Source organism: Stenotrophomonas sp. STEN030, assembly GCF_056759995.1.
In genome coordinates, this window is sequence record NZ_JBRREB010000002.1 from 26700 (window position 1) to 53270 (window position 26571).

The following is a 26571-nucleotide window of genomic DNA, read 5'->3' on the forward strand; positions in this document are numbered from 1 at the left end:
TGATGGCAAGAGGTTTCATCTGAAATCCAGGGTTGACGTCAATTGCCGGGGCTCAGACTGGACGCGACGCCATGCCGGTGTCACGCTTGGCGGCTTTCACGTCGCCGAAGCACCGCCATGACCGATCCGCGCCTGGAATCCCTGTTGCAGTCCTGCCCCGACCTGCGTCTGAAGACCGAGCCGGGCGATCTGGAGCACTACGGGCGCGATTGGACCCGGCGCTGGACGCCGGCCCCGTTGGCCATCGCCTTGCCGGGCAACGTCGAAGAAGTGCAGGCGGTAGTGCGCTGGGCCAATCAGCACAATGTGGCCGTGGTGCCATCGGGCGGCCGTACCGGCCTGTCCGGCGGCGCGGTTGCCGCCAACGGCGAGCTGGTACTGAGCCTGGAGCGCATGAACAAGCCGCTGGGCTTCGACGCGGTGGATCGCACCTTGGTAGTGCAGGCCGGCATGCCGCTGGAAGCGGTGCACAACACCGCCAAGGAACATGGGCTGATCTACCCGGTGGATTTCGCCGCGCGTGGCTCCTGTTCCATCGGCGGCAATATCGCCACCAATGCTGGCGGCATCCGCGTGATCCGTTACGGCAATACCCGCGAGTGGATTGCCGGGCTCAAGGTGGTTGCCGGTAATGGCGAACTGCTGGAGCTCAACAAGGGCTTGATCAAGAATTCCAGCGGCTACGACTTCCGCCAGCTGATGATCGGCTCAGAAGGCACGCTCGGCATCGTGGTCGAGGCGACGCTGAAGCTGACCGATCCACCGCCGACCACCAATGTGATGGTGTTGGCGCTGCCCTCGTTTGAAGTGTTGATGCAGGTGTTCTCCGCCTTCCGCGAGCGCTTGCAGCTGGAGGCCTTCGAGTTCTTCACCGACCTGGCGGTCAAGCACGTCACCGCGCACGGCGCGCAGTATCCGTTTGACGAGATTCACCCTTACTACGTGGTGACCGAATACGCCTCGGCCGATGAGGCCGGCGAAGCGGCCGCGCTGGCTGCGTTTGAGCACTGCATGGAGCAGGGCTGGGTGCTGGATGGTGTGATCAGCACCAGCGAGGCACAGGCGCAGCAGCTGTGGCGTCTGCGCGAAGGCATCACCGAGTCGGTGGCGCGCTACAAGCCGTACAAGAACGATGTTTCGGTGCGGATCTCGGCGATGCCGGCGTTCCTGGCCGAAACCCAGGCGCTGATCAATGGCGCCTATCCGCACTTTGAAGTGGTGTGGTTCGGACATATCGGCGACGGCAACCTGCACATCAATGTGCTCAAACCCGATGACACCAGCGACGCTGAGTTCCTCAGCCAGTGCGAGCATGTGACCAAGCTGCTGGCGCAGGTGCTGTTGCGGTTTGATGGCAGCATCTCGGCCGAGCATGGTATTGGCCTGGTCAAGAAGGCCTATCTCTCCAGCACCCGTAGCGAGGCCGAAGTCGCCTTGATGCGCGGGGTCAAGCGCGCGTTCGACCCGAACTGGTTGTTGAACCCGGGCAAGCTGTTCGATCCCTGAGCGGACGGCGGACACGCTTGCCTCGTTGAACGCTGGACTACTCGCGCGGTAGTTCCAGCACGAAGCGGCTGCCGCCCTCGGCGCCGCTGCTGCAGGACACATGGCCGCCGTGGGCATCGGCGATCGCCTTGACCACCGCCAGGCCGAGCCCGCTGCCGCCACCTTGGCGCGAGCGCGAGCCATCGCCGCGCATGAACGGATCGAAGACATGCGGCTGCAGGTTCGCCTCGATGCCCGGGCCGTTGTCCTCGATGGCCAGCTGCACGTGGTCCTTGCCGTCCTGGATTGAAATCCGCACCCGTCCTGGGCTGGCATAACGGCGCGCGTTCTCCAGCAGGGCGAGCAGGGCCTGACGCAGTCGGGTCGGGTCGCAATACGCCAGGTGTTCGTCGCGGTGGGTTTTCAGCTCCAGCACGGAACCGGCGCTGCGGAAAGCGGGATCAACCATGGTCATCACCGAATGCACTTCCTGCACCACATCGGTTGGCGCACGTCGTACGTCGAGCCTGCCGTTGCCGGCCAGCCCAAGCACGCGCAGGTCCTCGATCAGTCGCGACAGGCCTTCCACCTGCGATAGCAGGCTGCGGAACTGCGCTTCGTCCGGCTGGAACACGCCATCCGCCAAGCCCTGCAAACGGCCGCGCAGGATGGTCAGCGGCGTGCGCAGTTCATGTGCGATCGCCGCGTGCCACAGCGTGCGTTCGCGGTCCATGTGCTGCAGGCGTGCGGCCATGGTGTTGAAGTCCTCGACCAGCAAGGCAACCTCATCCAGCGCATCGTCGCTGGCGCTGGCACGTACGCCCAGGTCACCATCGGCGAGCGCGCGCACCGACTCCATCAAGGTGTTGAGCGGGGACACGATGCGTCGGGTGAGGCGGATCGATGTGGCCAATGCCAAGGCCAAACCGACCACGGTGACACTCGCCATCCAGGCCAGCTCAGGACCCGTCGGCAGCCAGCCTTCTGGTTGTTCCACTGCGCTGGCTGGAAAGAACTCGACCAGAATCGCCCACAGCATGCAGGAAGACAGGATCGTGATCACGATGACACTGACCACCATCAGCGACATCGACACGGTGATGTGTCGATTGAGACCGAGGCGGCGCATCAGCGATCCGCCGCCAGGCGGTAGCCGACACCGCGCACACTGGCCGGCATGTTGGCCACGCCTACGTCATCGAGCTTGCGCCGCAACTTGCTGACATGGCTGTCGACGGTGCGTTCCAGTGCCTCGCTCTCGGGCAGGCATTGGTGCATGAGTTCGCTGCGGCTGAAGATGCGGGTAGGTGCCAGTGCCATGCAGTGCAGCAACTTGAACTCGGTCAGGGTGAGCAACAGCTCGTGGCTATAGCCTTCGCCCTCGACGTGCACGCAATGGGTTTGCGGATCGATCAGCAATGGCCCTGCGCGCAATGATGCGGCGGCCTGTCGCGGCGCTGCACGCAGGGTGCGGCGCAGTACCGCACGTACCCGCGCGGCAACTTCGGCCGGGTTGAATGGCTTGACCACGTAGTCGTCTGCGCCCATCCGCAAGGCGGTGAGCTTGTCCAGATCCTGATCCAGTGCGGTCAGCATGATGATCGGCGTATCGCTGCTCTGGCGCAGCTGCGACAGCACGCCCCAACCATCGATGCCGGGTAGCTGGACATCCAGCAGCACCAGATCGGGGCGGGCACTGCGGTGCAGCTCAAGTGCTGTGCGGCCGTCGGCGGCGCGCACAACGCGCAGCTTCTCCCGCTCCAAATAGGCAGCAATGATGTCGGCGATCTCGGTTTCGTCCTCGACGATCAGGACAAGTGCATCATGGGAGCGGTCCCATTGCGCCATCGCGGCGGCGGGTAGGTGTGCAGTCATTGCCGGGTGGGACCGAAAGGTTCTGGCCTCCATGCTATCTCCACATTCCCTCCATCGAAACCCCATCATCGGCCCGCACACTGCGCGCCTGCGTTCCTGCAGGCTTTCCAGTACCACGTGTAGCGATGACCATTCGACGGATTACGACGGCCGTGTGTGCGGCTCTGGTTTTGGCCATGACGGCCTGCTCCTCCCCTGAAGCACCTCCGCAAGCGGTAGCCAAGGTCAGCGTGCTGACCGTTGCCGCACAACGCGTGCAGCGCGATGACGAGCTGCAGGGGCGGGTGTCTGCGCTGCGCACCGCGCAGATCCGCGCGCAGGTAGGCGGCATCGTGCGCAAGCGCCTGTTCGAGCAGGGTGCCGAAGTTGCTGCCGGGCAGGCGCTGTTCCAGATCGATCCGGCGGCATTCCGTGCGGATGTCGACTCAGCGCTGGCGGCATTGCAGCGCAGCGAGGCGGCACTGGCGCGCAGCCGGGTGCAGGCGCAGCGCCTGCAGGCGCTGGCCGCCGCGCAGGCGGTGAGCCAGCAGAATCGCGATGACGCGACGTTCGAATACGAGCAGGCGCGTGCCGCGGTGGCCGAGGCCAGGGCAATCCTGGCAAGGCGCCAACTGGATCTGCGCTATGCCACGGTCAGCGCGCCCATTGACGGTCGTATCGATCAGGCAATGGTGACCGAAGGCGCCTTGGTGAACTCCGCCGACAGCGAGCCGATGGCGCTGGTGCAGCAGATCGACCAGGTCTATGTCGATGTGCGCCAGCCAGCCTCGCAGTTGCCAGAAATGCGCAAGGGTGTGGTCGATGGCAGCGCGCTTTCGGTGGCGATCATCGGCGCCAATGGTCAGGTTCATGAGCAACCAGGGCAGCTGTTGTTCTCGGGCATCAATGTCGACGCGCGTACTGGCGATGTGGTGTTGCGGGTGCTGGTCGACAATCCTCGTCGCGAGCTGTTGCCGGGCATGTTCGTGCGTGCGCGGGTGCCGCGTGGCGCGGCCAGCCAGCTGCCGCTACTGCCGCAGCAGGCGGTGCTGCGCAGTGCCGGTGGTCAGGCTTATGCCTGGGTGATCGGTGGTGACGGCAAGGCCATCATCCGCACCATCGAAATCGACGGCAGCGTGGACCGGCAGTGGATCGTGCGCAGCGGCCTGAAGGTCGGCGAGCGAGTGGTGGTTGAAGGTCAGGAACGTCTGCAGGAAGGGCGCCTGGTCGAAACCTCGCCTTGGCAGCCGCTGTCCGCGCAGGGCAAGGCCACCGTTGCATCCAGTAACCACTGAAGGTAAGCCATGGCTCGTTTCTTCATTGATCGCCCGGTATTCGCCTGGGTGCTGGCGATCTTCATCGTGCTGGCCGGCGTACTGGCGATTCCGCAGCTTGCGGTGGAACGCTATCCGTCGGTGGCGCCGACCAGTGTCAGCATCTATGCCAGCTATCCCGGTGCCAGTCCGCAGACCCTGGATGACTCGGTTGTTGGCTTGATCGAGCGCGAGCTGTCCAGCGTCAAACACCTGCTGTACTTCCAATCGTCGGTGGATACTTCCGGTGAGGCCTCCATCACCGCCACCTTCGCTCCGGGCACCAATCCGGAATTGGCGCAGGTCGACGTACAGAACCGGATCAAGGCGATCGAGCCGCGGTTGCCTGCCAGCGTGCGCCAGAACGGCGTGTTCGTGGAGGCGGCTGGTTCCGGTTTCTTGATGCTTGTCGGGCTGAAGTCGCCCGATGGCAGCGTGGACGAAGCGCAGTTGGGCGACTTCATGGCGCGCAACATCATCGAGGAGCTGCGCCGTATCGACGGGGTCGGCCGCGTCCAGTTGTTCGGTGCCGAGCAGGCCATGCGCATCTGGCTGGACCCATCCACATTAGCCGGTTATGAGCTCACCATCGGCGATGTGGTCGCCGCCATCGAGCAGCAGAATCAGAACATCGCCCCGGGCCGTATCGGCGACTCGCCCAGCGTGGCTGGGCAGCGCATTACCGTGCCCTTGGTCGCCGATGGCCAGCTGACGACGCCGGCGCAGTTCGCGGCGATTGTGCTGCGTGCCGGTGCTGATGGCTCGCGGGTGTTGCTGGGTGACGTGGCGCGGGTGGAGATCGGCGCGCAGAGCTATGCATGGGGTACCCGCGAGGACGGCCAGGTAGCAACTGCCGCAGGCATCCAGCTGCGTCCGGGCGCAAATGCGGTGAGCACGTCTTCGGCGGTGCGAGCGCGCATGGCCGAGTTGCAGTCGCTGCTGCCGGTCGGCGTGGAAGCCAGCATTCCGTTCGATACCGCGCCGTTCGTGAAGATCTCCATCCAGAAGGTGTTGCAGACCCTGCTGGAAGCTATGCTGCTGGTGTTCGCGGTGATGTTCCTGTTCCTGCAGGACTGGCGTTACACCCTGGTGCCGGCGCTGGTCGCGCCGATTGCGCTGCTGGGCACCTTCGCAGTGATGCTGGCGTTGGGCTTCTCTATCAATGTGCTGACCATGTTCGGCATGGTGCTGGCCATTGGCATCATCGTCGACGATGCGATCGTGGTGGTCGAAGGCGTTGAGCGGATCATGGCCGAGCAGGGGCTGGCGCCGCGCGAGGCCACGATCAAGGCCATGCGTGAGCTGACCAGTGCGGTGGTTGGCATCACCCTGGTGCTGACCGCAGTGTTCATTCCGATGGCGTTTGCCAGTGGCTCGGTGGGCGCGATCTATCGCCAGTTCACCGTGTCGATGGCGGTGGCGATCCTGATCTCGGCGCTGCTGGCGTTGAGCCTGACCCCGGCACTGTGCGCAACCCTGCTACGGCCGGTCGCGCACGAGCGGCCGCGCGGGCGTGTGTTCGCAGCATTCAATCGCGGATTCGCGCGCATGAGTGGGCGCTATCACCGCAGCGTGGCCGCGGTGCTGCGTCGCGGTGGACGGGTCATGGGAGTGTTCGCCGGCTTGCTGCTGGTGCTGTTGCTTGGCCTGCAATGGCTGCCGGGCGCCTTCTTGCCCGAGGAGGATCAGGGCTACTTCATAACCTCGATCCAGCTGCCTGCCGAGGCGACCGCCGAGCGCACCCTGGCCGTGGTCCAGGACTATGAGGCACATATCGCGTCGCGACCGGGCATCGCCGCCAATCAGGTCATCACTGGTTATAGCTTTGCCGGTTCGGGTCCCAGTGCCGCCATGGCGTACACCATGCTCAAGGACTGGGGCGAGCGCGGCGGGGCGACCGCTGCCGGTGAGGTGGCAGCGACCTTGGAGGCGATGGCGGCCAGCAGCGAGGGTGAGGTGATCAGCGTGATGCCGCCGGCCATCGACAGCCTCGGTAACTCCTCCGGCTTCAGTCTGGCGCTGCAGGCCCGCAGTGGCCAGACCCAGCTGCAGCTGCGCGCCGCTCAGAAGCAATTGTTGGCGTTGGCTCAGGCCAGCCCGTTGCTGGGCGAGGTGCACGCCGATGGCCTGCCATCGGGCAACAGCGTGCGGCTGCAGATAGATCGCGCCAAGGCCGAGGCGATGGGCGTCGGCTTTGCCGACATCAGCAGTACTTTGTCGGTGGCGATGGGCTCGCAGTACGTCAATGACTTTCCCAATGCGGGGCGTCTGCAACAGGTGATCCTGCAGGCGGATGCACCATTCCGGATGGAGGTCGAGGATGTGTTGCGTCTATACGTGCGCAATGCGCAGGGCGGCATGGTTGCACTTGCGGAGCTGGTCAGCCCGCAGTGGGAGGAGTCGCCATTGCAGCTGCAGCGCTACCTTGGCTTTCCTGCATTGAATGTCTCGGGTGCGCCAGCCGAAGGCGTCTCCACCGGTCAGGCCATGGCCGAGATGGAGCGGCTTGCGGCGCAGTTGCCGCCGGGTTTTGCCCTGCAATGGACCAGCCAGTCGCTGCAGGAGAAAACGTCCGGGTCACAGGCTCCTTGGCTGCTGCTGATATCGATGCTGGTGGTCTTCCTGGTGCTGGCCGCCCTGTACGAGAGTTGGTCGATACCGATGGCGGTGATGCTGGTGGTGCCGCTCGGCCTGCTGGGTGCGGTGGCGGCGGTGTTGCTGCGTGGCATGCCCAATGATGTTTTCTTCAAGGTCGGCATGATCACGGTGATCGGCCTGTCGGCGAAGAATGCGATCCTGATCGTGGAATACGCACGGCAGTTGCAGCAGCAGGGGATGACTGCGGCGCAGGCCGCACTGCGGGCCGCACGGCTGCGTCTGCGGCCGATCCTGATGACGTCGATGGCGTTCGCACTGGGTGTGGTGCCGTTGATGCTGGCGCAGGGCGCGTCGCGGGAAACCCAGCAGGCCATTGGTACCGGCGTGTTTGGCGGGATGGTGACGGCAACGGTGCTGGCGGTGTTCTTCGTGCCGGTGTTCTATGTCGTGGTGGATGGCAGTTGGCGCTGGTTGCGCCAGCGTCTGCCGGGTTTGCGCAGGAGTCCTGCAGGCGGGGGATGATGAACGGATCAGGCGGGCAGGCCGGTTGCAGGTTCCAACCAACGGCGGCGGTGGTTACTCTTGGCGTCCTTCACACCCGATGTTGACCTGCCGATGATCCGTAAGATCCTGTTCTGCGCCTTGATTGCCCTGCCGATGACGGCATTCGCCTCCAGCTTTGCAGGTACGTCGGCCGGCTCCGCATCGGGCGCATCGTCCAATTCGTCGGGCAGCTCTTCGGGCGATGACAAGGTGTTGCTGGATGCACGCGAAGACGCGGCTGGTTTTGTTGCCAGCAATGGCGAGATCCGTGGCGCATGGCTGGAAGCGGCCCTGATCCAGCTGCGCGAGCGTGATGCTGCCGCGCGCGATGCCAGCGACATGGCCTTGGCCCGGAAGATCCTGGCCCTGTGACGAACTTCCGCCGGCTGCCGCCCGCGCGGTGGCTGGCGGTGTTGCTGCTGCTCTGCGTCAGCGCGCCCTTGCAGGCGGCAGTGCGCATCGAGCTGCAGGCAACTGTGCCGGCGCTGGATTCGGCGCAGCTACTGGCCAGCCAGCAACTGATCGACGATGTACTGGCGCGGATTCCCGCCGGTATCGAGGGCAGCGGCGCCTTGACGCTGCAGCTACGCTGGCGTGACGACTTGCCCGAGCATGTGCAGGGCAGGGCGCGCGGGCGTGAGCTTGGCTTGGACAAGCGCCTGCTGCCGCTGTTGTTGCAGGGTGGTCCTGCATCCTCTGCCAGCTCCGCCCAGGCCTGGCGTCAGGCACGAGCTGCGCTGATCCATGAGCTGGGACATGCGCTGGACCGGTCCGCCAAGCGCGGCTGGTCAGGTCAATCACGTTTTCTGGATCTGGCCGGTTGGCAGCAGCGCCCATTGTGGCCGGGCCGTGGCCGCAACCACTTCAGTTTGCGCAGCCCGGATCGCTACGAACTGGAAAGCCCCGCTGAGTTCTTCGCGGTAAACCTCGAGCACTATCTGCTGGACCCGGACTACGCTTGTCGGCGTCCGCTTCTGCACGCCTGGTTTGGCGAGAATCTAGGCGCGCCGCGGCAACTGGACCTGGTGCCGTGCCCGCAGACAATGCCGTTCATGCAGGCCGGCGAGCAGGAAGGCCAGGCTGATCTGCTTGCTCTCGACCCGGCGCGGGTCTACGAAATCGACTACCTGCTGGCCGAAGGCAATGAGAAGCTGATGAGCCGCTGGGGCCACAGCATGTTGCGGCTGGTGGTGTGTGCGCCCGGGCGTACACCTGGCCCGGCCTGCCGGATGGATCTGCAATACCACCTGGTGCTGTCGTTCCGCGCCTTCGTCGGCGATGTGCAGATATCCAGCTGGCGCGGCCTGACCGGGTCCTATCCGTCGCGCTTGTTCGTGTTGCCGCTGAGCCGGGTGATCGAGGAATACACCAAGGTCGAACTGCGCGGGGTGTCATCCACACCACTGCGCCTGCAGCGTGATGAGATCAACGCGGTGCTGCAGCAGGCGGCGCGGCTGCACTGGGATTACGACGGGCGCTACTACTTCATCAGTAACAACTGCGCGGTGGAAACCGGCAAGCTGCTGGGCGACGGCGCGCCGCGGCTGGGCACGGCCGAGCTGCTGTCGATCACTCCGACCGGCTTGCTGCGCAGCCTGCGCGCCGAAGCACTAGCCGATCCGCCACGTGATCGTGCACAGGCGCTGCGTGGTGGCTATTACTTCGAGTCGGCGGCGGCCCACTACGCGCTGGTGTTCGAGGTCGCCCGCAAAGCCCTGCCGTTGCCGGCCAAGGACGTGAAGGCATGGTTGGCTCTGCCGCCCGCACAACGGCGGACGTGGATGCAGCAAGCCGATGATCAGGTGCTGGCGGCCATGTTGCTGCTGGAGCAGGCCGCGTGGCGACGGGGGGAGGTGGCTGCAGCTGATGTGCTCAAGCGCAGTCTGCTTGCCGGCGGCAAGCGGCTGCCGGAAATGGCGGACTTCCAGGCGCTGATGGAACGGTCTGCTGCGTTGCTGGCTCCGGGTAGCCTGTTGGGGCCGGGTCAGGGCTATGGCATTCCCGATGCGGATGAACAGGCGCGTTTGCGCGCCGAGGCTGCCGCTGGGGCGGGGCTTGCCCAGCAACAATGGCAGGGCCTGCGCGAGGCTGCCTTGGCCGGCTTGCCCGGAGCGCAGCGCGCGCGGATGGAGCAGATCGAAGCGAACCTGCTGTACCTGCGGCAGAGGCTGCGTTTAGGGTACGGTACGCAAGCAGGGGAGGCGGCGATGCTCGATGAGCGGCGTCCGGGTCGGTTTTCAGGAGAGCGCGGTTGATTGGTACTGAGCAGCAGACGGCCGATGCGATGGCCGAGGATGTGTTGAAGCTGCGCTCCTGCGCGATTCTCCGGCTTGATCCTGATGGTCAGGTGCTCGGCTGCAATGCCGGGGTGGCAACGGTGTTTGGCTATCCCTGCGAAGAAGTCCGCGGACTGCCGTTCTCGAAGTTGTTCAGCGCTGCCGATACGCAGCGCGGCGCAGCACAGCAGGCAGTTGCGCGCACGCTGCAGCAGGGCAGCGACCAGCTCAGCCTGGCGATGGTGCGCAAGGACGGGGGGCGTTTCCGCGCATCGATGATATTGGAGCGGGTAGCCGACCAGGGTGGGGTACGGGTGCTGGTCTTGATCCGTGATGTCACCGAGGCATTCCAGACCCAGAAGCGGGTGCGCGAGGCACAGGAGGTCGCCCTGCGCGCGCAGCGTCTGGACGCGGTGGGCAAGCTGACCTTGGGCCTGTCGCATGACTTCAACAACCTGCTGTCGGTGATCGGCAACAGCCTGGACATGCTGTCGCTGCGCCGCTCCGGCGACGAGAGCGTGCGCCGCATTCTGGACATCGCCCATCGCGCCGTCGGGCGTGGCACCCAGTTGACCCGGCAGATGCTGGCGTTCGGGCGCGGGCAGACGCTGGTGCCGCAGCTGAGCCAGGTGGATGATCTGCTCAATGCGTCACTGGAGCTCTATCGCCGCGTCTGTGGCGAGACCATCCAGTTGAACGTGAGTATTGCCGAGCAGCTGCCGCCGATTTCGGTGGACATTGGTCAGCTGGAAGCGGCGCTGTTGAATCTGCTGAGCAATAGTCGCGATGCCATGCACGGTGTCGGCAAGGTGCTGTTGTCGGCACGGCTTGAAAGCATCATCGTGCCGTCGGGCGCGGGTGAGGCCGGGCAGTTTGTCTGCATCTGCGTTGGCGACAGCGGGCCGGGCATCCAGGCCGAGATCCAGGAGAGCGTGTTCGAGCCGTTCTTCACCACCAAGAGCGTGGGTGATGGCAGCGGCTTGGGGCTGAGCCAGGTGTATGGCTTTGCGGCGCAGTCGGGCGGCACGGCCACAATCGGCACGTCGGCGCTGGGCGGGGCAGCGGTGTCGCTGTATTTCCCGGTCGTCATCGAGGCTGGGGCTGCTGGGACTGTGGGAGCGGCGTAAGCCGCGAAGCCGACAGGGCTACAGACCCTGAGATCCTCAGAAAACCGGCGTCGTTACGGATAGCCAGCTTCGCGGCTTACGCCGCTCCCACAAACCAGCCATTACAGCCTCCCACCATTTGGCGGGAGGCTGCAGTCAATCAATCAGCGCGGCCGCCGAACTCACCGGTGGTGGTGTTCACCAGGATGCGTTCGCCGTTGACGATGTACTCCGGCACCATGATTTCCAGGCCGGTGCTGAGCTTGGCCGGCTTCGGGCGCTTGGTGGCGGTGCCGCCCTTCAGTTCCGGCGGGGTCTCCACCACTTCCAGGGTCACGTGCTGCGGCAGCTGGATCGCAACCGGCTGGTCGTCGATGACCTGCACGAAGATACCGGTCAGGCCTTCGGTGATGTAGCCCGCGTCGTCGCCGATCACGTCCGCGTCCAGCGTATACGGGGTGTAGTCCTCGTCATCCATGAACACGAAGGCGTCGCCATCCATGTACGAGAAGGTGGACTGGCGACGCAGCAGCTCGACTTCCGGCAGGTTGTCATCGGCATCGAAGCTGGCATCGAGCTTGTTGCCGCCCGGTACGCTGTACATGATGAAACGGAAGCGGACGTTGCCGCCACGGCCCTGCGGTGAGCTGCGCTCGATGTCGCGGATCTGGTAGACGCCGTTGTTGTACTCGACGACGTTGCCTTTCTTGATGTCGTTGGCTTTCATGGATTGAGCGCTGGTATCAGGGAATCGGGATGGGTTATTCGCAAAACCAGAAGCGGGTCCCGGGGTTGATCGGGCGGCACTTTCGCGCCGTCCCGAATCCCCAAGCCCCGCTCCGGAGTCACTTCGGTGCCAAACGTACGGCGCCGTCGAGGCGAATAGTCTCACCGTTGAGGTAGGTATTGCCAATGATGTGGCCGACCAGGCTGGCGAAATCGGCCGGCTGGCCCAGACGCGACGGGAACGGGATGGAGGCGGCCAGCGATTCCTGCACGTTCGGCGGCATGCCGTCGACCATCGGGGTCCAGAACACGCCGGGGGCAATGGTCAGCACGCGGATGCCGAAGCGTGAGAGCTCGCGCGCCATCGGCAGGGTCATGCCGACCACGCCGCCCTTGGAGGCGGAATAGGCGGCCTGGCCGATCTGGCCTTCATAGGCGGCCACCGAGGCGGTGTTGATGATCACGCCGCGCTCGCCATCGGCATTGGCTTCGTTGTGCTGCATCAGCTCGGCGCCGGCCTTGGCGACATTGAAGCTGCCGACCAGGTTGACCATTACCGTGCTCTGGAAGTTGGCCAGCGGCATCGCTGCTTCGCGGCCGAGCACGCGGCCGGCACCGAGGATACCGGCGCAGTTCATCACTACGTTCAAGCCGCCCAGGAACTCACGCGCGACAGCCAGATTGGCGGCCACGCCGGCTTCGTCGGTGACATTGGTGGTGAAGTAGCGGGCATTGTCGGCGCCCAGTTCGGCGACCGCTGCGGCGCCCTTTTCATCATTGAGGTCGAACAGGGCGACCTTGCCGCCATTGGCAACCAGGAACTGAGCGACACCGAGGCCAAGACCAGAGACACCGCCGGTGATGACGGCACGAACGGAAGACAGCTGCATTGGAACAATCCTGCTGGGTGATCCGCCGATTCTAGCTGATGCCGATCGGTGCCTAGTTGGCGTGATCAGACCTGCGGCACCGGGCCTGCCATGTCAGCCATGGGCAGGCGTCGGCTGAAGTCCATTGGCGACAAGCCGGGGGCGAACAGGAAGCCCTGGCCAACCGGCACCCCCAGTTCCAGCAGGAACTGGCGTTGCGCTTCGGATTCGATGCCTTCGGCTACCAGCCCCAAGCCGAGGCTGCGGGCGATGCCACAGACCGCCTCGCAGACGGCAACATCGGAAGGGTTGCCGGGCACACCACTGATGAACAGCTGGCTGAGCTTGAGGCCGTGGATGGGCAGGGTACGCAGATAATTGAGTGCGCTATAGCCCTCGCCGAAGTCGTCGATGGTCAGCACCACGCCCATGGCACGCAGCTCGGCGAAGGTGCGCAAAGTCGCCGGGGCGTCTTCGATCAGCACCCGCTCGGTGAACTCCAGCTCCAGCGCGCTGCCCGGCAGGCTGTAGTGATCAAGAACCTCGCGCACCTGGCGGGCCAGACGATCGCCACTGAACTGGCGGTAGGAGACGTTGATCGCCACCCGCATCATGCCCAGCCCTTCGCGCTGCCATTCGCGGATCTGCCGGCAGGCCTGGTGCAGCACCCATTCGCCGATGCGGACGATGTCGCCGGTGTTCTCGGCGTGGCTGATGAAGATGTCTGGGCGCAGCTCGCCAAGCTGGCGGTTGCGCCAGCGGATCAATGCTTCGCAGGCGATGATCTGACCGCTGCGCAGATCCACCTGCGGCTGGTAGACCAGCCGGAACTCGTCGCGATCCAGTGCCTTGCGCAGGCGCCGCTCGATCTGCAGGCGGTCGCGTTGGCGCCGGGCCAGTTCGGGCGAGAACAGCTGCCAGCCATTGCGCTCGCGGCGCTTGCATTCGTACATGGCCAGATCGGCGTTCTGGATCAGCTGCTGCGGGCGCACGCCGTCCTTGGGGGCGCGGGCAATACCAATGCTGGTGGTGACCGGGAATTCGTCCTTGCCGAACTGGAACGGAGGGACGAACGCGCGGGTGATTGCTTCGGCCAGCTTTTCCGGTCGGCCGGGCAGCTCGCGGGCGTCGCAGGTGACCACGAATTCATCACCGCCGAAGCGGGCCAACAGGCCCTCGGTGCCGATCGCATCGGCAATGCGGCGGGTGGCTTCGATCAGCAGCAGGTCGCCGGCGTTGTGGCCAAGCACATCGTTGACGGTCTTGAAACGGTCCAGATCGATGTAGAGCACAGCGACCTCGGCGTGCGAGGGATTGCTCAGGCGGGCTTCCAGATCGGTAAGGGCGGCATCGCGGTTCATGATGCCGGTCAGCGGGTCGGTGCGGGCCTGATTCTTGAGGGTCTGCTCGGCGTGCTTGGGCTCGGTGATGTCCTGCAGGGTCCCTGCAATACGGGTTGAGGCCAGATCTCCAAGCTCCACCTCGCCGATCATCCTGATCCAGAAGCTGTGGCCGCTGGCACGTTGGCCCTGCAGTTCCAGCTCGAAGCCGGTGCGTTGCTCCACCACGCGCTCCATCGCATCGCGTAGCTGCTGGCGCGACAGACTGCTCAGACAGGCCAGCAGTTGTTCCAGATCGGTGGGGGGCGACTGTTGGCCGAGGATGCGCTGTGCTTCACCAGTCAGGTAAAGGCGTTGCTGGCCCCGGTCCCACTCCCAGCCGCCGATATGCGCCAGCGATTGGGCGCGGTCGAACAGGGCGTGGTCGCGCTTGAGTTCGGTGATGTCACTGAACAGGGAAAATACATGGTCGGGCAGATCGCAGCCGGCCGAAAACACCGGCACCGTGGTGATCGAGATCCAGATCATCCGGCCATTGGGCCGGTGGTACAGGCCGATGATGGTGCTGGGGATGGTCCTGCCTTCGGCAAAGGAACGGGTGACCGGCCACTGCTCGGGCCGCAGCCGGCGACCGTGTTCGTCAACGCTGATCCACTCATCGCTGTGCAGCGGCACCTTGGCCGGGGCAACACTGCCGAGGTTGAAAATGCGGTGTGCGGCGGGATTGGCGGAAATGATGCCCAGCTGGCGGTCGAACAGCATCACGCCTTTGTCGATGGACTCCAGCAGCAGGCGGTAACGGGTTTCAGCCTGCCAGCGTCGGCTCAGGTCGCGGGCAACAGCGACGATGCAATGCGCATCGTCATGCTCGATGGTGGCCGAGTGCACCTCCACCGGGAAGCGGCTGCCGTCACCGCGCATGTTGGTGACTTCCACCACATAGGTTTCGCCACGATTGAGGGTTTCCCAGACCGGCTCAAGATGGTCAGCCGGCAGGTCGGGGTTGAGCAGCTCAATGGGCTGGCCGACGATCTCTTCGCGGGTGCGCCCATAGGCGCGGACACCGGCGCTGTTGACGTCCAGCACCACGCCGGTGGCGCTGAGAATGCTGACCGGGTCGGGTACCGCATTGAACAGGGCGGCGTAGCGACGTTGTGCCAGCCGCCGCTCGGCCATGGCCTCGGTCAAGGCCGAGCGTGCAGCGAGCAAGGCCTGCTGCAGGCTCAATGGCAAGGGTTGTAGCAGTGCTTGTTCAAGTCCAGCCAGCGCGTCGACATGCGCGGCGCGGTGATCGCCGTCGTCAGATACTCCAAGCTGGCTGGTTCCGGTCATGACACTGTCAATGCCCTTCCTGTCTTGCTGCCTGTCTGCCGGCCCAGTCGTTCTGCGAGCCAGTTCCCCGTAGCGGCCAGCGCCGGCAGATCCACGCCGGTACGCATCCCCATGCCGTGCAGCATGTAAATAACATCTTCGCTGGCGACATTACCACTAGCGCCGCGTGCATAGGGGCAGCCGCCGGTGCCAGCTACGGCCGAATCAACCACCCGCACGCCTTCTTCCAGGCAGCTGGCGATATTGGCCAATGCCTGCCCATAGGTATCGTGGAAGTGCACGGCCAGGGCCTCTATCGGCAATTCCGCGGCCACGGCCTGCAGCATCGCGCGGGCCTTGAGCGGGGTACCGACACCAATGGTGTCGCCCAGTGATATTTCATAACAGCCCATGGCGTGCAGGCGGCCGGCAACGCGCACCACATCGGCCAGCGGTACTTCGCCCTGATAGGGGCAGCCCAAGACCGTGGACACATAGCCGCGCACCCGTATGCCATCGGCCTTGGCCCGCGCCAGGATCGGTTCGAAGCGTTGCAGCGACTCATCAATGCCGGCATTTGTATTGGTGCGGTTGAACTGCTCGGAGGCGGCAGTGAACACGGCAACTTCGGTGACGCCTACCGCCAAGGCACGTTCGTAACCCTGTTCGTTGGGCACCAGCACCGGGTAGCTGACACCGGGCTTGCGCTGGATGCCGGTAAACACCTCGGCGGCATCGGCCAGCTGGGGCACCCAGTTGGGGCTGACGAAGCTGGTGGCTTCGATGCTGCGCAGGCCGGTGGCCGAGAGGCGGTCGATCAATTCGATCTTGTCGGCGGTGGCGACCTGCTGCTTCTCATTCTGCAGGCCATCACGCGGGCCTACTTCGACGATACGGACGAAATCATTCATGGAGCGGTCTTTGGCTGGAGGAGGGCGCGGCTTGGACTGGAGCGCAGATTACTGCGAGGCCCAACGGGGAGGGCGCTTCTCAAGGAAGGCGGTCAGCCCTTCGCGGCCTTCATCGGAGGCGCGCAGGGCAGCGATCAAGCCGGCATTGGCACGGTCCAGCCCGTCGCGGTCAGCCAGCGCAGCATGGACCTCGCGGACCAGTACCTTGGCCGATGCGGACGCAACCGGGCCGGCCTTGCCCAGCAGATTGAGCTGGGTCTGCACGGCGGCATCCAACGCGTCAGCGGCCACGACTTGGTGGACCAGACCGATCTGCTGCGCGGTAGTGGCGTCGAAGTGCTCGCCGGTGGCAAACCAACGCCGTGCCTGGCGCGGGCCGATCGCGGCGATCACATAGGGCGAGATCACCGCCGGCAGCAGGCCGAGCCGGCTTTCGGTCAGCCCAAAGCGTGCGCCTTCGGCAGCGATGGCGATATCGCAGCAGGCGACCAGGCCGACGCCGCCACCGAAGGCGGCCCCTTGTACGCGGGCGATGGTCGGCTTGGGTAGCTCATCCAGGGTGCGCATCAGCCGTGCCAGCGCCAGCGAGTCGGTGCGGTTCTCCTCCTGACTGGCACTGGCCATGGAACGCATCCACTGCAGGTCGGCACCGGCCGAGAAGGAGGGGCCGGTACTTGCTAGTACCACCGCACGAACGGCCGGGTCGGCACCCAGGCTGGACAGGGTCTCGGTCAAGGACTGGATCAGCGCCGCGTCGAAGGCGTTGTGCAGGTCCGGCCGGTTCATGGAAAGGATCGCTACCGCGCCTTGCTGCTGCACGAGCAATGCATCGCTCATAGGTAATGCCTGTCTAAATGGTAATCCGTTGAATCATAGCGGTGCGGGGGTGGGACGCCATGACGCAGCGCGGCGATGCTAGAATTGATAACCATTCTTATCAACTTTACATAGGCGCCCATTCAGTGACGTTGTCAGATTTGCCGCTGCATGCTTCAGCGCGCGTGGAAAGCGTTCAGGACCTGCATGCAAACGATGCGATCGCGCGCCGTCTGCGCGAACTGGGTTTCGTGAACGGAGAAGAAGTTCGTTTGGTCGCGCGTGGCCCGGTCGGCGGCGAGCCGCTGCTGTTCCAGGTCGGTTTCACCCGCTTTGCGCTGCGTCGTAGCGAGGCCGCGCGCGTCCAGATCAGCGCCGAAGGAGCACAGGCATGAGTACCGCTATTGCCCGGTTGGCGTTGGTTGGCAACCCGAACAGCGGCAAGACCGCACTGTTCAACCAGCTGACCGGCAGCCGCCAGAAGGTGGCCAACTACACCGGCGTCACCGTCGAGCGCAAGGAAGGCCGCATGCGCGGGCCGTCCGGGCAGGAATACGCGGTGCTGGATCTGCCGGGCGCCTATAGCTTGCATCCGGCCAGCCTGGATGAAGCCATCACCCGTGATCTGTGCCGGGGTTTCTACCCGGGCGAGGCTGCTCCGGATGCCCTGATCTGCGTGATCGACGCTACCAACCTGCGCCTGCATCTGCGCTTTGCGCTGGAAGTGCGCGAGCTCGGCAAGCCGATGGTGGTTGCCCTGAACATGGTTGATGCGGCGCGCAAGCGTGGCATCGAGATCGACGTGCCGGCGCTGGAAAAGGCCCTTGGTGTGCCGGTGGTGGAAACCGTCGCGGTGCGCCACAACGGTGCGCGCGCGCTGGTTGAGCGTATCGATACGCTTATGCCGCACCTGGACGCCATGCCGGTGCATGCGGTGGAGCCGGGCGCCGACTACCACGTACAGGTGCGTGACATTCTTGCCTCGGCCGTGCGCATGCCGGCACCGACCGCCAAGGTGGACGACGCGCTGGACCGCTGGTTGCTGCACCCGGTGTATGGTCTGCTGACCTTGGCCGTGGTGATGTTCCTGATCTTCCAGGCGGTGTATGCCTGGGCGACGCCGTTGATGGACGGCATCGAAGCGGCCTTCGGCTGGCTGGGGCCGGTGGTGGCCGAGAATCTGCCGGAAGGGCCGCTGAGCAGCCTGCTCGTGGACGGCATCATCGCCGGCGTCGGCGGTGTGCTGGTGTTTCTGCCGCAGATCCTGATCCTGTTCGCCTTCATTCTGGCGTTGGAAGAGTCCGGCTATCTGCCGCGCGCTGCCTTCCTGCTGGATCGGATGATGGCCTCGGCCGGCTTGTCTGGCCGTTCGTTCATCCCGCTATTGTCCAGCTTCGCCTGTGCGGTGCCGGGCATCATGTCGACCCGTTCCATCCAGGACCCGCGTGATCGTCTGGCAACGATTCTGGTGGCGCCGCTGATGACCTGCTCGGCGCGTCTGCCGGTGTATGCCTTGCTGATTGGTGCCTTCATTCCGGCAAAAACCGTGTGGGGTGTGTTCAACCAGCAGGGTCTGGTGCTGTTTGCGCTGTATCTGGCTGGCATCCTCAGCGCGCTGGTGATGTCGTGGACGATGAAGAAATTCCGTCGCGACAAGAGCGAGCACCCGTTGATGCTGGAACTGCCTTCTTACCGTCTGCCCAATCCGCGCGATCTGCTGGTGGGTCTGTACGAGCGCGCGATGATCTTCCTCAAGCGTGTGGGTGGCATCATCCTGTCGCTGACCATTCTGTTGTGGTTCCTGTTGTCATACCCGGGCGCGCCCGAGAACGCCACCATGCCGGCCATCGACTACAGCTTCGCCGGCCAGATCGGCCACGCGATGGCGGTGATCTTCGCGCCGCTGGGTTTCAACTGGCAGATTTGTATTGCCTTGATTCCGGGTATGGGCGCGCGTGAAGTGGCGGTGTCTTCGCTGGCCACGATCTATGCCTTGTCGGCGGCCGATGACGACGCAGCGATCCAGGCTCTGACGCCGGTTATCAGCGATGGCTGGACCCTGGCGACTGGCTTGTCGCTGATGGTGTGGTTCATCTACGCGCCGATGTGCATCTCCACCCTGGCCACCATCAAGCGCGAGACCAACTCGTGGAAGCAGATGGCGTTCGCCACGGTCTACCTGTTCGGTGCGGCCTATCTGGCGGCCTTTGTCACCTATCAGGTGGCGGTGGCGTTGGGGGCGGGCTGATGGACAAGGGCCTGCTGCTGCAATACCTGATCATCGCCTTGGCGGTGCTGGTCAGCGCCTGGGTGGTGCTGAAGAAGCAGTTTCCCGGTGTATTGCGCAAGTTGCGTGGCGTGTTGGCGCTGTGGCTGGTGAAGCCGCAGCGTTCGCCGCGGCTGCAGGCATGGGGGCGGCGTCTAGCGCCGCCTGCAGCCAGTGCTGCGGGCGCATGCGGTGGCTGCAACAGCTGCGGACCAAATGAGCCCAAGCAGCATTGAACAAGACAACAGCGCCGGGGAAACCCGGCGTTTTTGTAGGAGCGGCGTAAGCCGCGAAGCTCGAACACCATCAGTTGGCAAGGCCGTTGGCGGGTAGCTCGGAAAGCCATACGCGGCGTTAGCCCGGGCTAGAGTTGTGGCCACGCATTTGTAGGAGCGGCGTAAGCCGCGAAGCTCGAGCGCCATCAGTGGGCACAGGGCCGTTGGCAGGCGGCCTGAAGGACCAGTAGATACTTGTCCCCGAGTGCGCAACGCTTACTCGACCTGCGGTCCTGGATACGCAGCGCTGGGTGGCTCGGCGGGATAGCCAAGCTGGCAACGGCGCAGGCAGAGGTTCTGTGCAGGTAGATGCGCGTCGGCTGTACACTGCGCAGATTGCAGGAAGCAACCAGGGGAAAGACATGAAGTCATTGATTGGCGTTGTGGTGTTGGTCGTGGTGTTGGCCGTGGGCGGATCGGTCTATCTGCGTGGCGGCAACAAGATCACCGAGTCCCAGGTGCGCGCGTTGTACCTGCGCGCCGATCAAGCGCTTGCAGCAGGCGACGACAAACCGCTGTGCGAGATGTTGTCGAAAGACTATGTGCAAACCACGGTAACCAAGACCGAAACCCAGCAGGCCGAGCAGCGCTATGACAGGGCGCAGTACTGCGCCTCCCTGGCTGAAAGCATGGGCCAGCTGCGTCAGTTCCGGGAAGCCTTCGGCGGTCGCATGCCGCTACGCTACGAGCAGAAGGTGAACAGCATCAGCATTGCCAGCGATGGCCGTTCGGCCGAGGTTGAGGTTTCGGCCATTGTCGAAATGGCGGGTGTTCGCATGGTCAGTCGCGGCCGCGACACCGTAGAGCGCAGTCGCTGGCGGACCTATATGACTGGTAGCCGTGCGGTTACCCACGTCGGCAGGATGTAATCGCACGCTGCGCGCTTGTGCGCCAGGCCGTTGAAGCGTTAGCGTGCGGGCATGAATACGACTCCAACCCGTTTGCTGATCCATGGCGCCTCCGGCCGCATGGGCCAAGCCCTGCTGCGTCTTGCGGCAGAAGATTCCTCGTTGCAGGTGGTTGCTGCGGTGGTGCGCAAACCGCCGATTCAGCGCGTGATCGACGGCATCCCGCATTTCGCCGCCAGCGAGCTGTCCGGCGCGCCGGCATTTGATGTGGCGATTGATTTCAGCTTGCCGGAGGGTTTTGACCCGGTGCTGGCGCTGTGCCTGGAGCGCGGCGTCGGCTTGGTGTCAGGGACGACCGGGATCAGCGAGCAGCAGCAGGCCGCTTTGGCCGCTGCGGCAGACAGGATTCCTCTGGTTTGGGCGACCAACTTCAGCCTTGGCGTGGCCGTGCTGGCCGAGCTGGTGGAACGCGCAGCGGCGACCCTGCCAGGCTGGGACTGCGACATTGTCGAATCGCACCATGTGCATAAGAAGGACGCGCCCTCCGGTACCGCGTTGACGCTCGGTGAGTCTGCTCAGCACGGCGGTGCCGAGCCCCGTTACGCCAGTCTGCGCGCCGGCGACATCATCGGCGAGCATTTCGTGCAGTTCACCGGGCTGGGCGAGCGGGTGGAGCTGGTGCACCGGGCTACCAATCGCGATATTTTTGCGCGCGGGGCCCTGCATGCCGCCAAGCAACTGCGTCAGCGCGGTCCGGGCCAGTACCGGGTACGGGACCTGGTCGGGGCACTCAAGCAGGCCTGAAATAGCTGAATGCGGGGCAGGTTCTGCCCGGAAGCTGGCTTTTGTCCACTCTGAACAGCTGAAGGAAAGCGCACGGGGCGCTGGCGTTGGTGCCCCCTTGCCTTTACAATTCCGGCTCGCCGAAACACGTTAGCCGGACCGGTTCCCAGACCGCCGTCCGCGCTTTTTTGCAACCGGTTTTTGACCGTGGACGCAGGCGTGGCTTCGGAGTCCCCCGGTAGCCAAAGTGAGATTCCCGTGACCCAAGCCGCAATTCTCGTGCTCGAAGACGGCACCGTATTCGAGGGCGAATCCGTAGGCGCGCCCGGCCTATCCGTGGGTGAGGTGGTGTTCAACACCGCCATGACCGGTTACCAGGAAATGCTGACCGATCCGTCCTACGCCCGGCAGATGATCACCCTGACGTATCCGCATATCGGCAACACCGGTATGAACGACCAGGACGATGAAGCCTCCAAGGTATGGGCATCGGGCCTGATCGTTCGCGATGTGCCGCGTCGCCCAAGCAACTGGCGCAACCAGGTGTCGCTGCAGGATTGGTTGATCCAGCGCGGTGTGGTGGCCATCTCCGGCATCGACACCCGCAAGCTGACCCGCATCCTGCGTGAGCGCGGCGCCCAGAACGGCGCGCTGATGGCTGGCCCCGACATCGACGTCGAGAAGGCGCTGGAAGCCGCCCGCAAGTTCCCCGGCCTGAAGGGCATGGATCTGGCCAAGGTGGTCAGCACCGACAAGACCTACGGCTGGACCGATGGCCAGCTGGACCTGGACCGCAATGAATTCGTGCGCGCCGAACCGAAGTTCAAGGTTGTGGCCTACGACTTCGGCGTCAAGACCAACATCCTGCGCATGCTGGCCGAGCGCGGTTGCGAGCTGACCGTGGTGCCGGCACAGACTCCAGCTGCCGAAGTGCTGGCGCTGAAGCCGGACGGCGTGTTCCTGTCCAACGGCCCGGGCGACCCGGAACCCTGCGACTACGCCATCAGCGCGATCAAGACCTTCGTCGAGCAGAAGATCCCGACCTTCGGTATCTGCCTGGGCCACCAGCTGCTGGGCCTGGCTGCAGGCGCCAAGACCATGAAGATGGGCCACGGCCACCATGGCGCCAACCATCCGGTGCAGGACATCGACGACGGCCGGGTGATGATCACCTCGCAGAACCACGGCTTCGCCATCGACGAAAGCGTGCTGCCGGCCAACGTGCGTGTCACCCACCGCTCGTTGTTCGACCAGACCATCCAGGGCATCGCGCTGACCGATGCGCCGGCATTCTCCTTCCAGGGACACCCGGAAGCCTCGCCGGGCCCGCGCGATGTAGCACCGTTGTTTGACCGCTTCATCGTCCTGATGGAAGGGGCCAAGGCGTGAGCAAGGCGCGCTGGCTGATGTTGCCGGCGCTGCTGGCCACCTCGGTGGCCAGCGCGGCGCCAGTGACCGCGCAGGAGATCCGCGATCTGCTGCCGATGACCGGCTTCGAGCGCATGGGCAATGACGCAGCCACTTCCATGCTGGCCAATGTCGCGATCTTCCCGCAGATTCCAGCACCACAACGCGAGTGCATGGCCAAGCCGATCGGCGATGTCCTGAATGAAGCACTGGTGGATCGCCTGGTCGCCAATCTCGGCAATGACGGGCAGCAGCACCTCAAGCGCTGGCAGGCGTTCTACTCAAGCCAGGGCGGCAAGCGGATGGTCGCCAGCCAGCGCCAGATGATGTACGGCGCGGCGCTGCCTGCCGAGTTCGAGGGCGAGCCCAGTGAACTGGAGCGCAAGCAGGTAGGTGAGTTCATGGCAAGCGGCTCCTATGAAGCATTGGGCGCCGTGCTTGCGGAACTGGGCGACATGCCTGATGGCCTGCCGCTGCGCCTGAGCGAGCGCATCCAGAGCCAATGCGGTGTCACGATTGATCCAGAAGAGTTTTCCTGATCGACAGCGTGCGATCACTTCCCCCAGACACGCTGTACTGACTTAGAGAAGAAAATGCCAAAGCGCACCGACCTAAAAACCATCCTGATCATCGGCGCCGGCCCGATCGTCATCGGCCAAGCCTGTGAGTTCGACTACTCCGGCGCGCAGGCGTGCAAGGCGCTGCGTGATGAGGGTTACCGCGTGGTGTTGGTGAACTCCAACCCGGCCACGATCATGACCGACCCGGAGATGGCCGACGCCGTCTACATCGAGCCGATCAACTGGCAGACGGTGGCGAAGATCATCGAGAAGGAGCGCCCCGACGCGCTGCTGCCGACCATGGGTGGCCAGACCGCGCTGAACTGCGCGCTGGACCTGGCTGACAACGGCGTGCTGGAGAAGTACAACGTCGAACTGATCGGCGCCAAGCGCGAAGCGATCATGATGGCCGAAGACCGCGAGCTGTTCCGCGTGGCGATGGGCGAGATCGGTCTGGAATGCCCGACCGCCGCCGTCGCCCACACGCTGGAAGAGGCGCTGGAGATCCAGACCCGCGTTGGCTACCCGACCATCATCCGCCCGTCCTTCACCCTCGGCGGCAGCGGCGGCGGCATCGCCTACAACCGCGAAGAGCTGATCGAGATCGTCAGCCGCGGCCTGGAACTGTCGCCGACCAGCGAAGTGCTGGTGGAAGAGTCGGTGCTGGGCTGGAAGGAGTTCGAGATGGAAGTGGTCCGCGACACCGCGGACAACTGCATCATCGTCTGCTCGATCGAGAACCTCGACCCGATGGGCGTGCACACCGGTGACTCGATTACCGTGGCGCCGGCACAGACTCTGACCGACAAGGAATACCAGCGCCTGCGCGATGCCTCCATCGCCGTGCTGCGCAAGATCGGCGTGGACACCGGCGGCTCCAACGTGCAGTTCGGCATCAGCCCGACCACCGGCCGCGTGGTGGTGATCGAGATGAACCCGCGCGTGTCGCGTTCCTCGGCACTGGCCTCCAAGGCCACCGGCTTCCCGATCGCCAAGGTCGCCGCCAAGCTGGCCGTGGGTTACACCCTGGACGAATTGAAGAACGAAATCACCGGCGGCCTGACCCCGGCCTCGTTCGAGCCGTCGATCGATTACGTCGTCACCAAGATTCCGCGCTTCGCCTTCGAGAAGTTCCCGGCCGCCGACGCGCGCCTGACCACCCAGATGAAGTCGGTGGGCGAGGTGATGGCGATGGGCCGCACCTTCAAGGAATCGCTGCAGAAGGCGCTGCGAGGCCTGGAAACCGGCAAGGTTGGCCTCGACCCGACCGAGCTGGACCTGGGCAACGAAGACGACATCGCCACCATGAAGCGCGAGCTCAAGGCCCCGGGCCCGGAGCGTCTGTTCTACGTGGGTGATGCCTTCCGTACCGGCATGAGCGTTGAAGAAATCTACGGTCTGTCGCATATCGACCCGTGGTTCCTCGACCAGATCGAAGAAATCATTGCCGATGAAAAGCAGGTGCATGCCGAAGGCATCGACGCGCTGGACGCTGCGCGCCTGCGCAAGCTCAAGCGCGCCGGTTTCTCCGATGCACGCCTGGCACAGCTGACCGGCACCAACGAAGCCGCCGTCCGTGCACTGCGCCGCGCCCACAAGGTACGCCCGGTCTACAAGCGTGTTGACTCCTGCGCTGGCGAATTCGCCACCGGCACCGCCTACCTCTACTCGACCTACGAGGACGAGTGCGAGGCCGCACCGAGCAACCGCGACAAGATCATGATCCTGGGCGGTGGCCCGAACCGCATCGGCCAGGGCATCGAGTTCGACTACTGCTGCGTGCACGCCGCGCTCGCCCTGCGCGAGGATGGTTTCGAAACCATCATGGTCAACTGCAACCCGGAAACCGTTTCGACCGATTACGACACCTCCGACCGCTTGTACTTCGAGCCGCTGACGCTGGAAGACGTGCTGGAGATCGTCGAGCTGGAACAGCCCAAGGGCGTGATCGTGCAGTACGGCGGCCAGACCCCGCTGAAGCTGGCGCGTGCACTGGAAGCCAATGGCGTGCCGGTGATCGGCACCTCGCCGGACTCCATCGATCTGGCCGAAGACCGTGAGCGCTTCCAGCAGCTGGTCGACAAGCTCGGCCTGAAGCAGCCGCCGAACCGCATCGCCCGCAACGACCAGGAAGCACTGCTGCTGGCCCGCGAAATCGGCTACCCGCTGGTGGTGCGTCCGAGCTACGTGCTTGGCGGTCGTGCGATGGAAATCGTCTACAGCGAATCCGACCTGGCCCGCTACGTGCGCGACGCGGTCAAGGTATCCAACGATTCGCCGGTGCTGCTGGATCACTTCCTTGACGCGGCTGTCGAAGCCGACGTCGACATCATCTGCGACAAGGACGGCAACGTCCTGATCGGCGGCGTGATGGAGCACATCGAAGAAGCCGGTGTGCACTCCGGTGACTCGTCCTGCTCGCTGCCGCCGTACTCGCTGTCGGCTGAAACCCAGGCCGAGCTGCGTCGCCAGGTCACCGAGCTGGCAAAGGCACTGCAGGTTGTCGGCCTGATGAACACCCAGTTCGCGGTCCAGACCGATGCCGACGGCAAGGACGTGATCTACCTGCTGGAAGTGAACCCGCGTGCCTCGCGCACCGTGCCGTTCGTGTCCAAGGCAACCGGCATGGCGCTTGCCAAGATTGCCGCCCGCTGCATGGCCGGCAAGACGCTGGCCGAGCAGGGCGCGACCAAGGAAATCGTGCCGGGCTACTACTCGGTCAAGGAAGCCATCTTCCCGTTCGCCAAGTTCCAGGGCGTCGATCCGATCCTCGGGCCGGAGATGCGCTCGACCGGCGAAGTAATGGGCGTAGGCCGCAGCTTCAGCGCCGCCTTCGCACGCGCGCAGGAAGCCGGCAGCATCAAGACCCCGCCGGTCGGCAAGGTCTTCATCTCGGTGCGTGACGCTGACAAGCAGCGCGTGATGCCGGCGGTGCAGGGCCTGGTCGAACGTGGCTACTCGCTGGTGGCTACCCGTGGCACCGCCGCGTGGTTGCAGCAGCACGGTTACACCTGTGACGTGGTCAACAAGGTGGTTGAAGGCCGTCCGCACATCGTGGACAGCATCAAGAATGGCGAGATCGTCTACATCGTCAACACGACCGAAGGCCGTGCTGCGATCAACGACTCGTTCTCGATCCGCCGCGAGGCACTGCAGAACCGCATCACGTACTCCACCACCGTTGCTGGCGCCAAGGCGCTGGTGCAGTCGCTGGAGTTCCGTGGCACCGGTCCGGTGTTGTCGCTGCAGGAACTGCACAAGGAGTTGAATGCATGAGAGCCCCC

The 26571-nt window shown here is 64.5% G+C and carries 21 protein-coding genes; 14 read left to right on the top strand and 7 right to left on the bottom strand.

The genetic code is table 11. The features are described from left to right. Positions 1-117 precede the first annotated feature (117 nt). A complete protein-coding gene (locus tag ACVOLR_RS00805; RefSeq protein WP_481534759.1) occupies positions 118-1506 on the top strand; it encodes an FAD-binding oxidoreductase in 1389 nt (462 codons plus the stop codon). A 37-nt stretch (positions 1507-1543) separates the two neighbouring features. On the opposite strand, the gene ACVOLR_RS00810 is transcribed toward ACVOLR_RS00805, so the two are convergent. Together ACVOLR_RS00810 and ACVOLR_RS00815 are read right to left on the bottom strand one after the other, a co-directional pair. Next, complete coding sequence (locus ACVOLR_RS00810) at positions 1544-2614, bottom strand: ATP-binding protein (RefSeq protein WP_481534760.1); 1071 nt, start codon at positions 2612-2614, stop codon at positions 1544-1546. Then, positions 2614-3360, bottom strand: coding sequence for a response regulator (locus ACVOLR_RS00815; RefSeq protein ID WP_481529853.1), 747 nt, complete (start codon positions 3358-3360; stop codon positions 2614-2616). Before ACVOLR_RS00815 ends, ACVOLR_RS00810 begins: the two co-directional genes overlap by 1 nt. A gap of 176 nt (positions 3361-3536) precedes the next feature. On the opposite strand from ACVOLR_RS00815, the gene ACVOLR_RS00820 reads away from it, so the two are divergent. The 5 genes from ACVOLR_RS00820 to ACVOLR_RS00840 all read left to right on the top strand — a co-directional run bounded on the left by ACVOLR_RS00820 (position 3537) and on the right by ACVOLR_RS00840 (position 11196). After that, the gene (locus ACVOLR_RS00820; RefSeq protein ID WP_481534761.1) at positions 3537-4634 is read left to right on the top strand and encodes an efflux RND transporter periplasmic adaptor subunit; all 1098 of its coding nucleotides are present in this window, start codon (positions 3537-3539) and stop codon (positions 4632-4634) included. 9 nt (positions 4635-4643) lie between these two features. Then, entirely contained in the window at positions 4644-7772 is a 3129-nt protein-coding gene (locus ACVOLR_RS00825) for a multidrug efflux RND transporter permease subunit (RefSeq protein ID WP_481534762.1), read from the top strand. A gap of 93 nt (positions 7773-7865) precedes the next feature. Beyond that, positions 7866-8165, top strand: coding sequence for a DUF2388 domain-containing protein (locus tag ACVOLR_RS00830; RefSeq protein ID WP_481534763.1), 300 nt, complete (start codon positions 7866-7868; stop codon positions 8163-8165). Positions 8166-8179: 14 nt separating this feature from the next. Next, entirely contained in the window at positions 8180-10048 is a 1869-nt protein-coding gene (locus ACVOLR_RS00835) for a DUF7844 domain-containing protein (RefSeq protein ID WP_481534839.1), read from the top strand. Further along, positions 10045-11196, top strand: coding sequence for a two-component system sensor histidine kinase NtrB (locus ACVOLR_RS00840; RefSeq protein WP_481534764.1), 1152 nt, complete (start codon positions 10045-10047; stop codon positions 11194-11196). Before ACVOLR_RS00835 ends, ACVOLR_RS00840 begins: the two co-directional genes overlap by 4 nt. Before the next feature lie 139 nt (positions 11197-11335). Here ACVOLR_RS00840 and yeiP read toward each other — a convergent pair whose 3' ends face one another. The 5 genes from yeiP to ACVOLR_RS00865 all read right to left on the bottom strand — a co-directional run bounded on the left by yeiP (position 11336) and on the right by ACVOLR_RS00865 (position 17169). Continuing rightward, a complete protein-coding gene (gene yeiP / locus ACVOLR_RS00845) occupies positions 11336-11902 on the bottom strand; it encodes an elongation factor P-like protein YeiP (RefSeq protein WP_062167704.1) in 567 nt (188 codons plus the stop codon). 118 nt (positions 11903-12020) lie between these two features. Further along, a complete protein-coding gene (locus ACVOLR_RS00850) occupies positions 12021-12791 on the bottom strand; it encodes an SDR family NAD(P)-dependent oxidoreductase (RefSeq protein WP_481534765.1) in 771 nt (256 codons plus the stop codon). 65 nt (positions 12792-12856) lie between these two features. After that, a complete protein-coding gene (locus tag ACVOLR_RS00855) occupies positions 12857-15442 on the bottom strand; it encodes a sensor domain-containing protein (RefSeq protein ID WP_481534766.1) in 2586 nt (861 codons plus the stop codon). Continuing rightward, positions 15439-16332, bottom strand: a complete 894-nt coding sequence (locus ACVOLR_RS00860; protein WP_481534767.1) for a hydroxymethylglutaryl-CoA lyase — start codon at positions 16330-16332, stop codon at positions 15439-15441. Before ACVOLR_RS00860 ends, ACVOLR_RS00855 begins: the two co-directional genes overlap by 4 nt. Positions 16333-16380: 48 nt before the next feature. Continuing rightward, complete coding sequence (locus ACVOLR_RS00865; RefSeq protein WP_481534768.1) at positions 16381-17169, bottom strand: enoyl-CoA hydratase-related protein; 789 nt, start codon at positions 17167-17169, stop codon at positions 16381-16383. A 125-nt stretch (positions 17170-17294) separates the two neighbouring features. Here ACVOLR_RS00865 and ACVOLR_RS00870 point away from each other — a divergent pair, with 125 nt between their 5' ends. The 8 genes from ACVOLR_RS00870 to carB all read left to right on the top strand — a co-directional run bounded on the left by ACVOLR_RS00870 (position 17295) and on the right by carB (position 26563). Next, positions 17295-17543 (top strand): FeoA family protein, encoded by a 249-nt coding sequence (locus ACVOLR_RS00870; RefSeq protein ID WP_282270780.1) that lies wholly within the window; start codon positions 17295-17297, stop codon positions 17541-17543. Beyond that, a complete protein-coding gene (gene feoB, locus ACVOLR_RS00875; RefSeq protein WP_481534769.1) occupies positions 17540-19396 on the top strand; it encodes a ferrous iron transport protein B in 1857 nt (618 codons plus the stop codon). The genes ACVOLR_RS00870 and feoB overlap by 4 nt, the downstream gene beginning before the upstream one ends. Then, entirely contained in the window at positions 19396-19650 is a 255-nt protein-coding gene (locus tag ACVOLR_RS00880; RefSeq protein ID WP_481534770.1) for a DUF6587 family protein, read from the top strand. The genes feoB and ACVOLR_RS00880 overlap by 1 nt, the downstream gene beginning before the upstream one ends. A gap of 401 nt (positions 19651-20051) precedes the next feature. Beyond that, entirely contained in the window at positions 20052-20558 is a 507-nt protein-coding gene (locus ACVOLR_RS00885) for a hypothetical protein (RefSeq protein ID WP_481534771.1), read from the top strand. Positions 20559-20609: 51 nt separating this feature from the next. Continuing rightward, entirely contained in the window at positions 20610-21341 is a 732-nt protein-coding gene (gene dapB, locus ACVOLR_RS00890) for a 4-hydroxy-tetrahydrodipicolinate reductase (protein WP_481534772.1), read from the top strand. Between the two features lie 237 nt (positions 21342-21578). Continuing rightward, positions 21579-22709 (top strand): glutamine-hydrolyzing carbamoyl-phosphate synthase small subunit, encoded by a 1131-nt coding sequence (carA, locus tag ACVOLR_RS00895; RefSeq protein ID WP_481534773.1) that lies wholly within the window; start codon positions 21579-21581, stop codon positions 22707-22709. Next, positions 22706-23266: a DUF2059 domain-containing protein gene (locus ACVOLR_RS00900; RefSeq protein WP_481534774.1), complete on the top strand. Its 561-nt coding sequence runs from the start codon at positions 22706-22708 to the stop codon at positions 23264-23266. The genes carA and ACVOLR_RS00900 overlap by 4 nt, the downstream gene beginning before the upstream one ends. A gap of 54 nt (positions 23267-23320) precedes the next feature. Then, entirely contained in the window at positions 23321-26563 is a 3243-nt protein-coding gene (carB, locus tag ACVOLR_RS00905; protein ID WP_481534775.1) for a carbamoyl-phosphate synthase large subunit, read from the top strand. Positions 26564-26571: the final 8 nt, after the last annotated feature.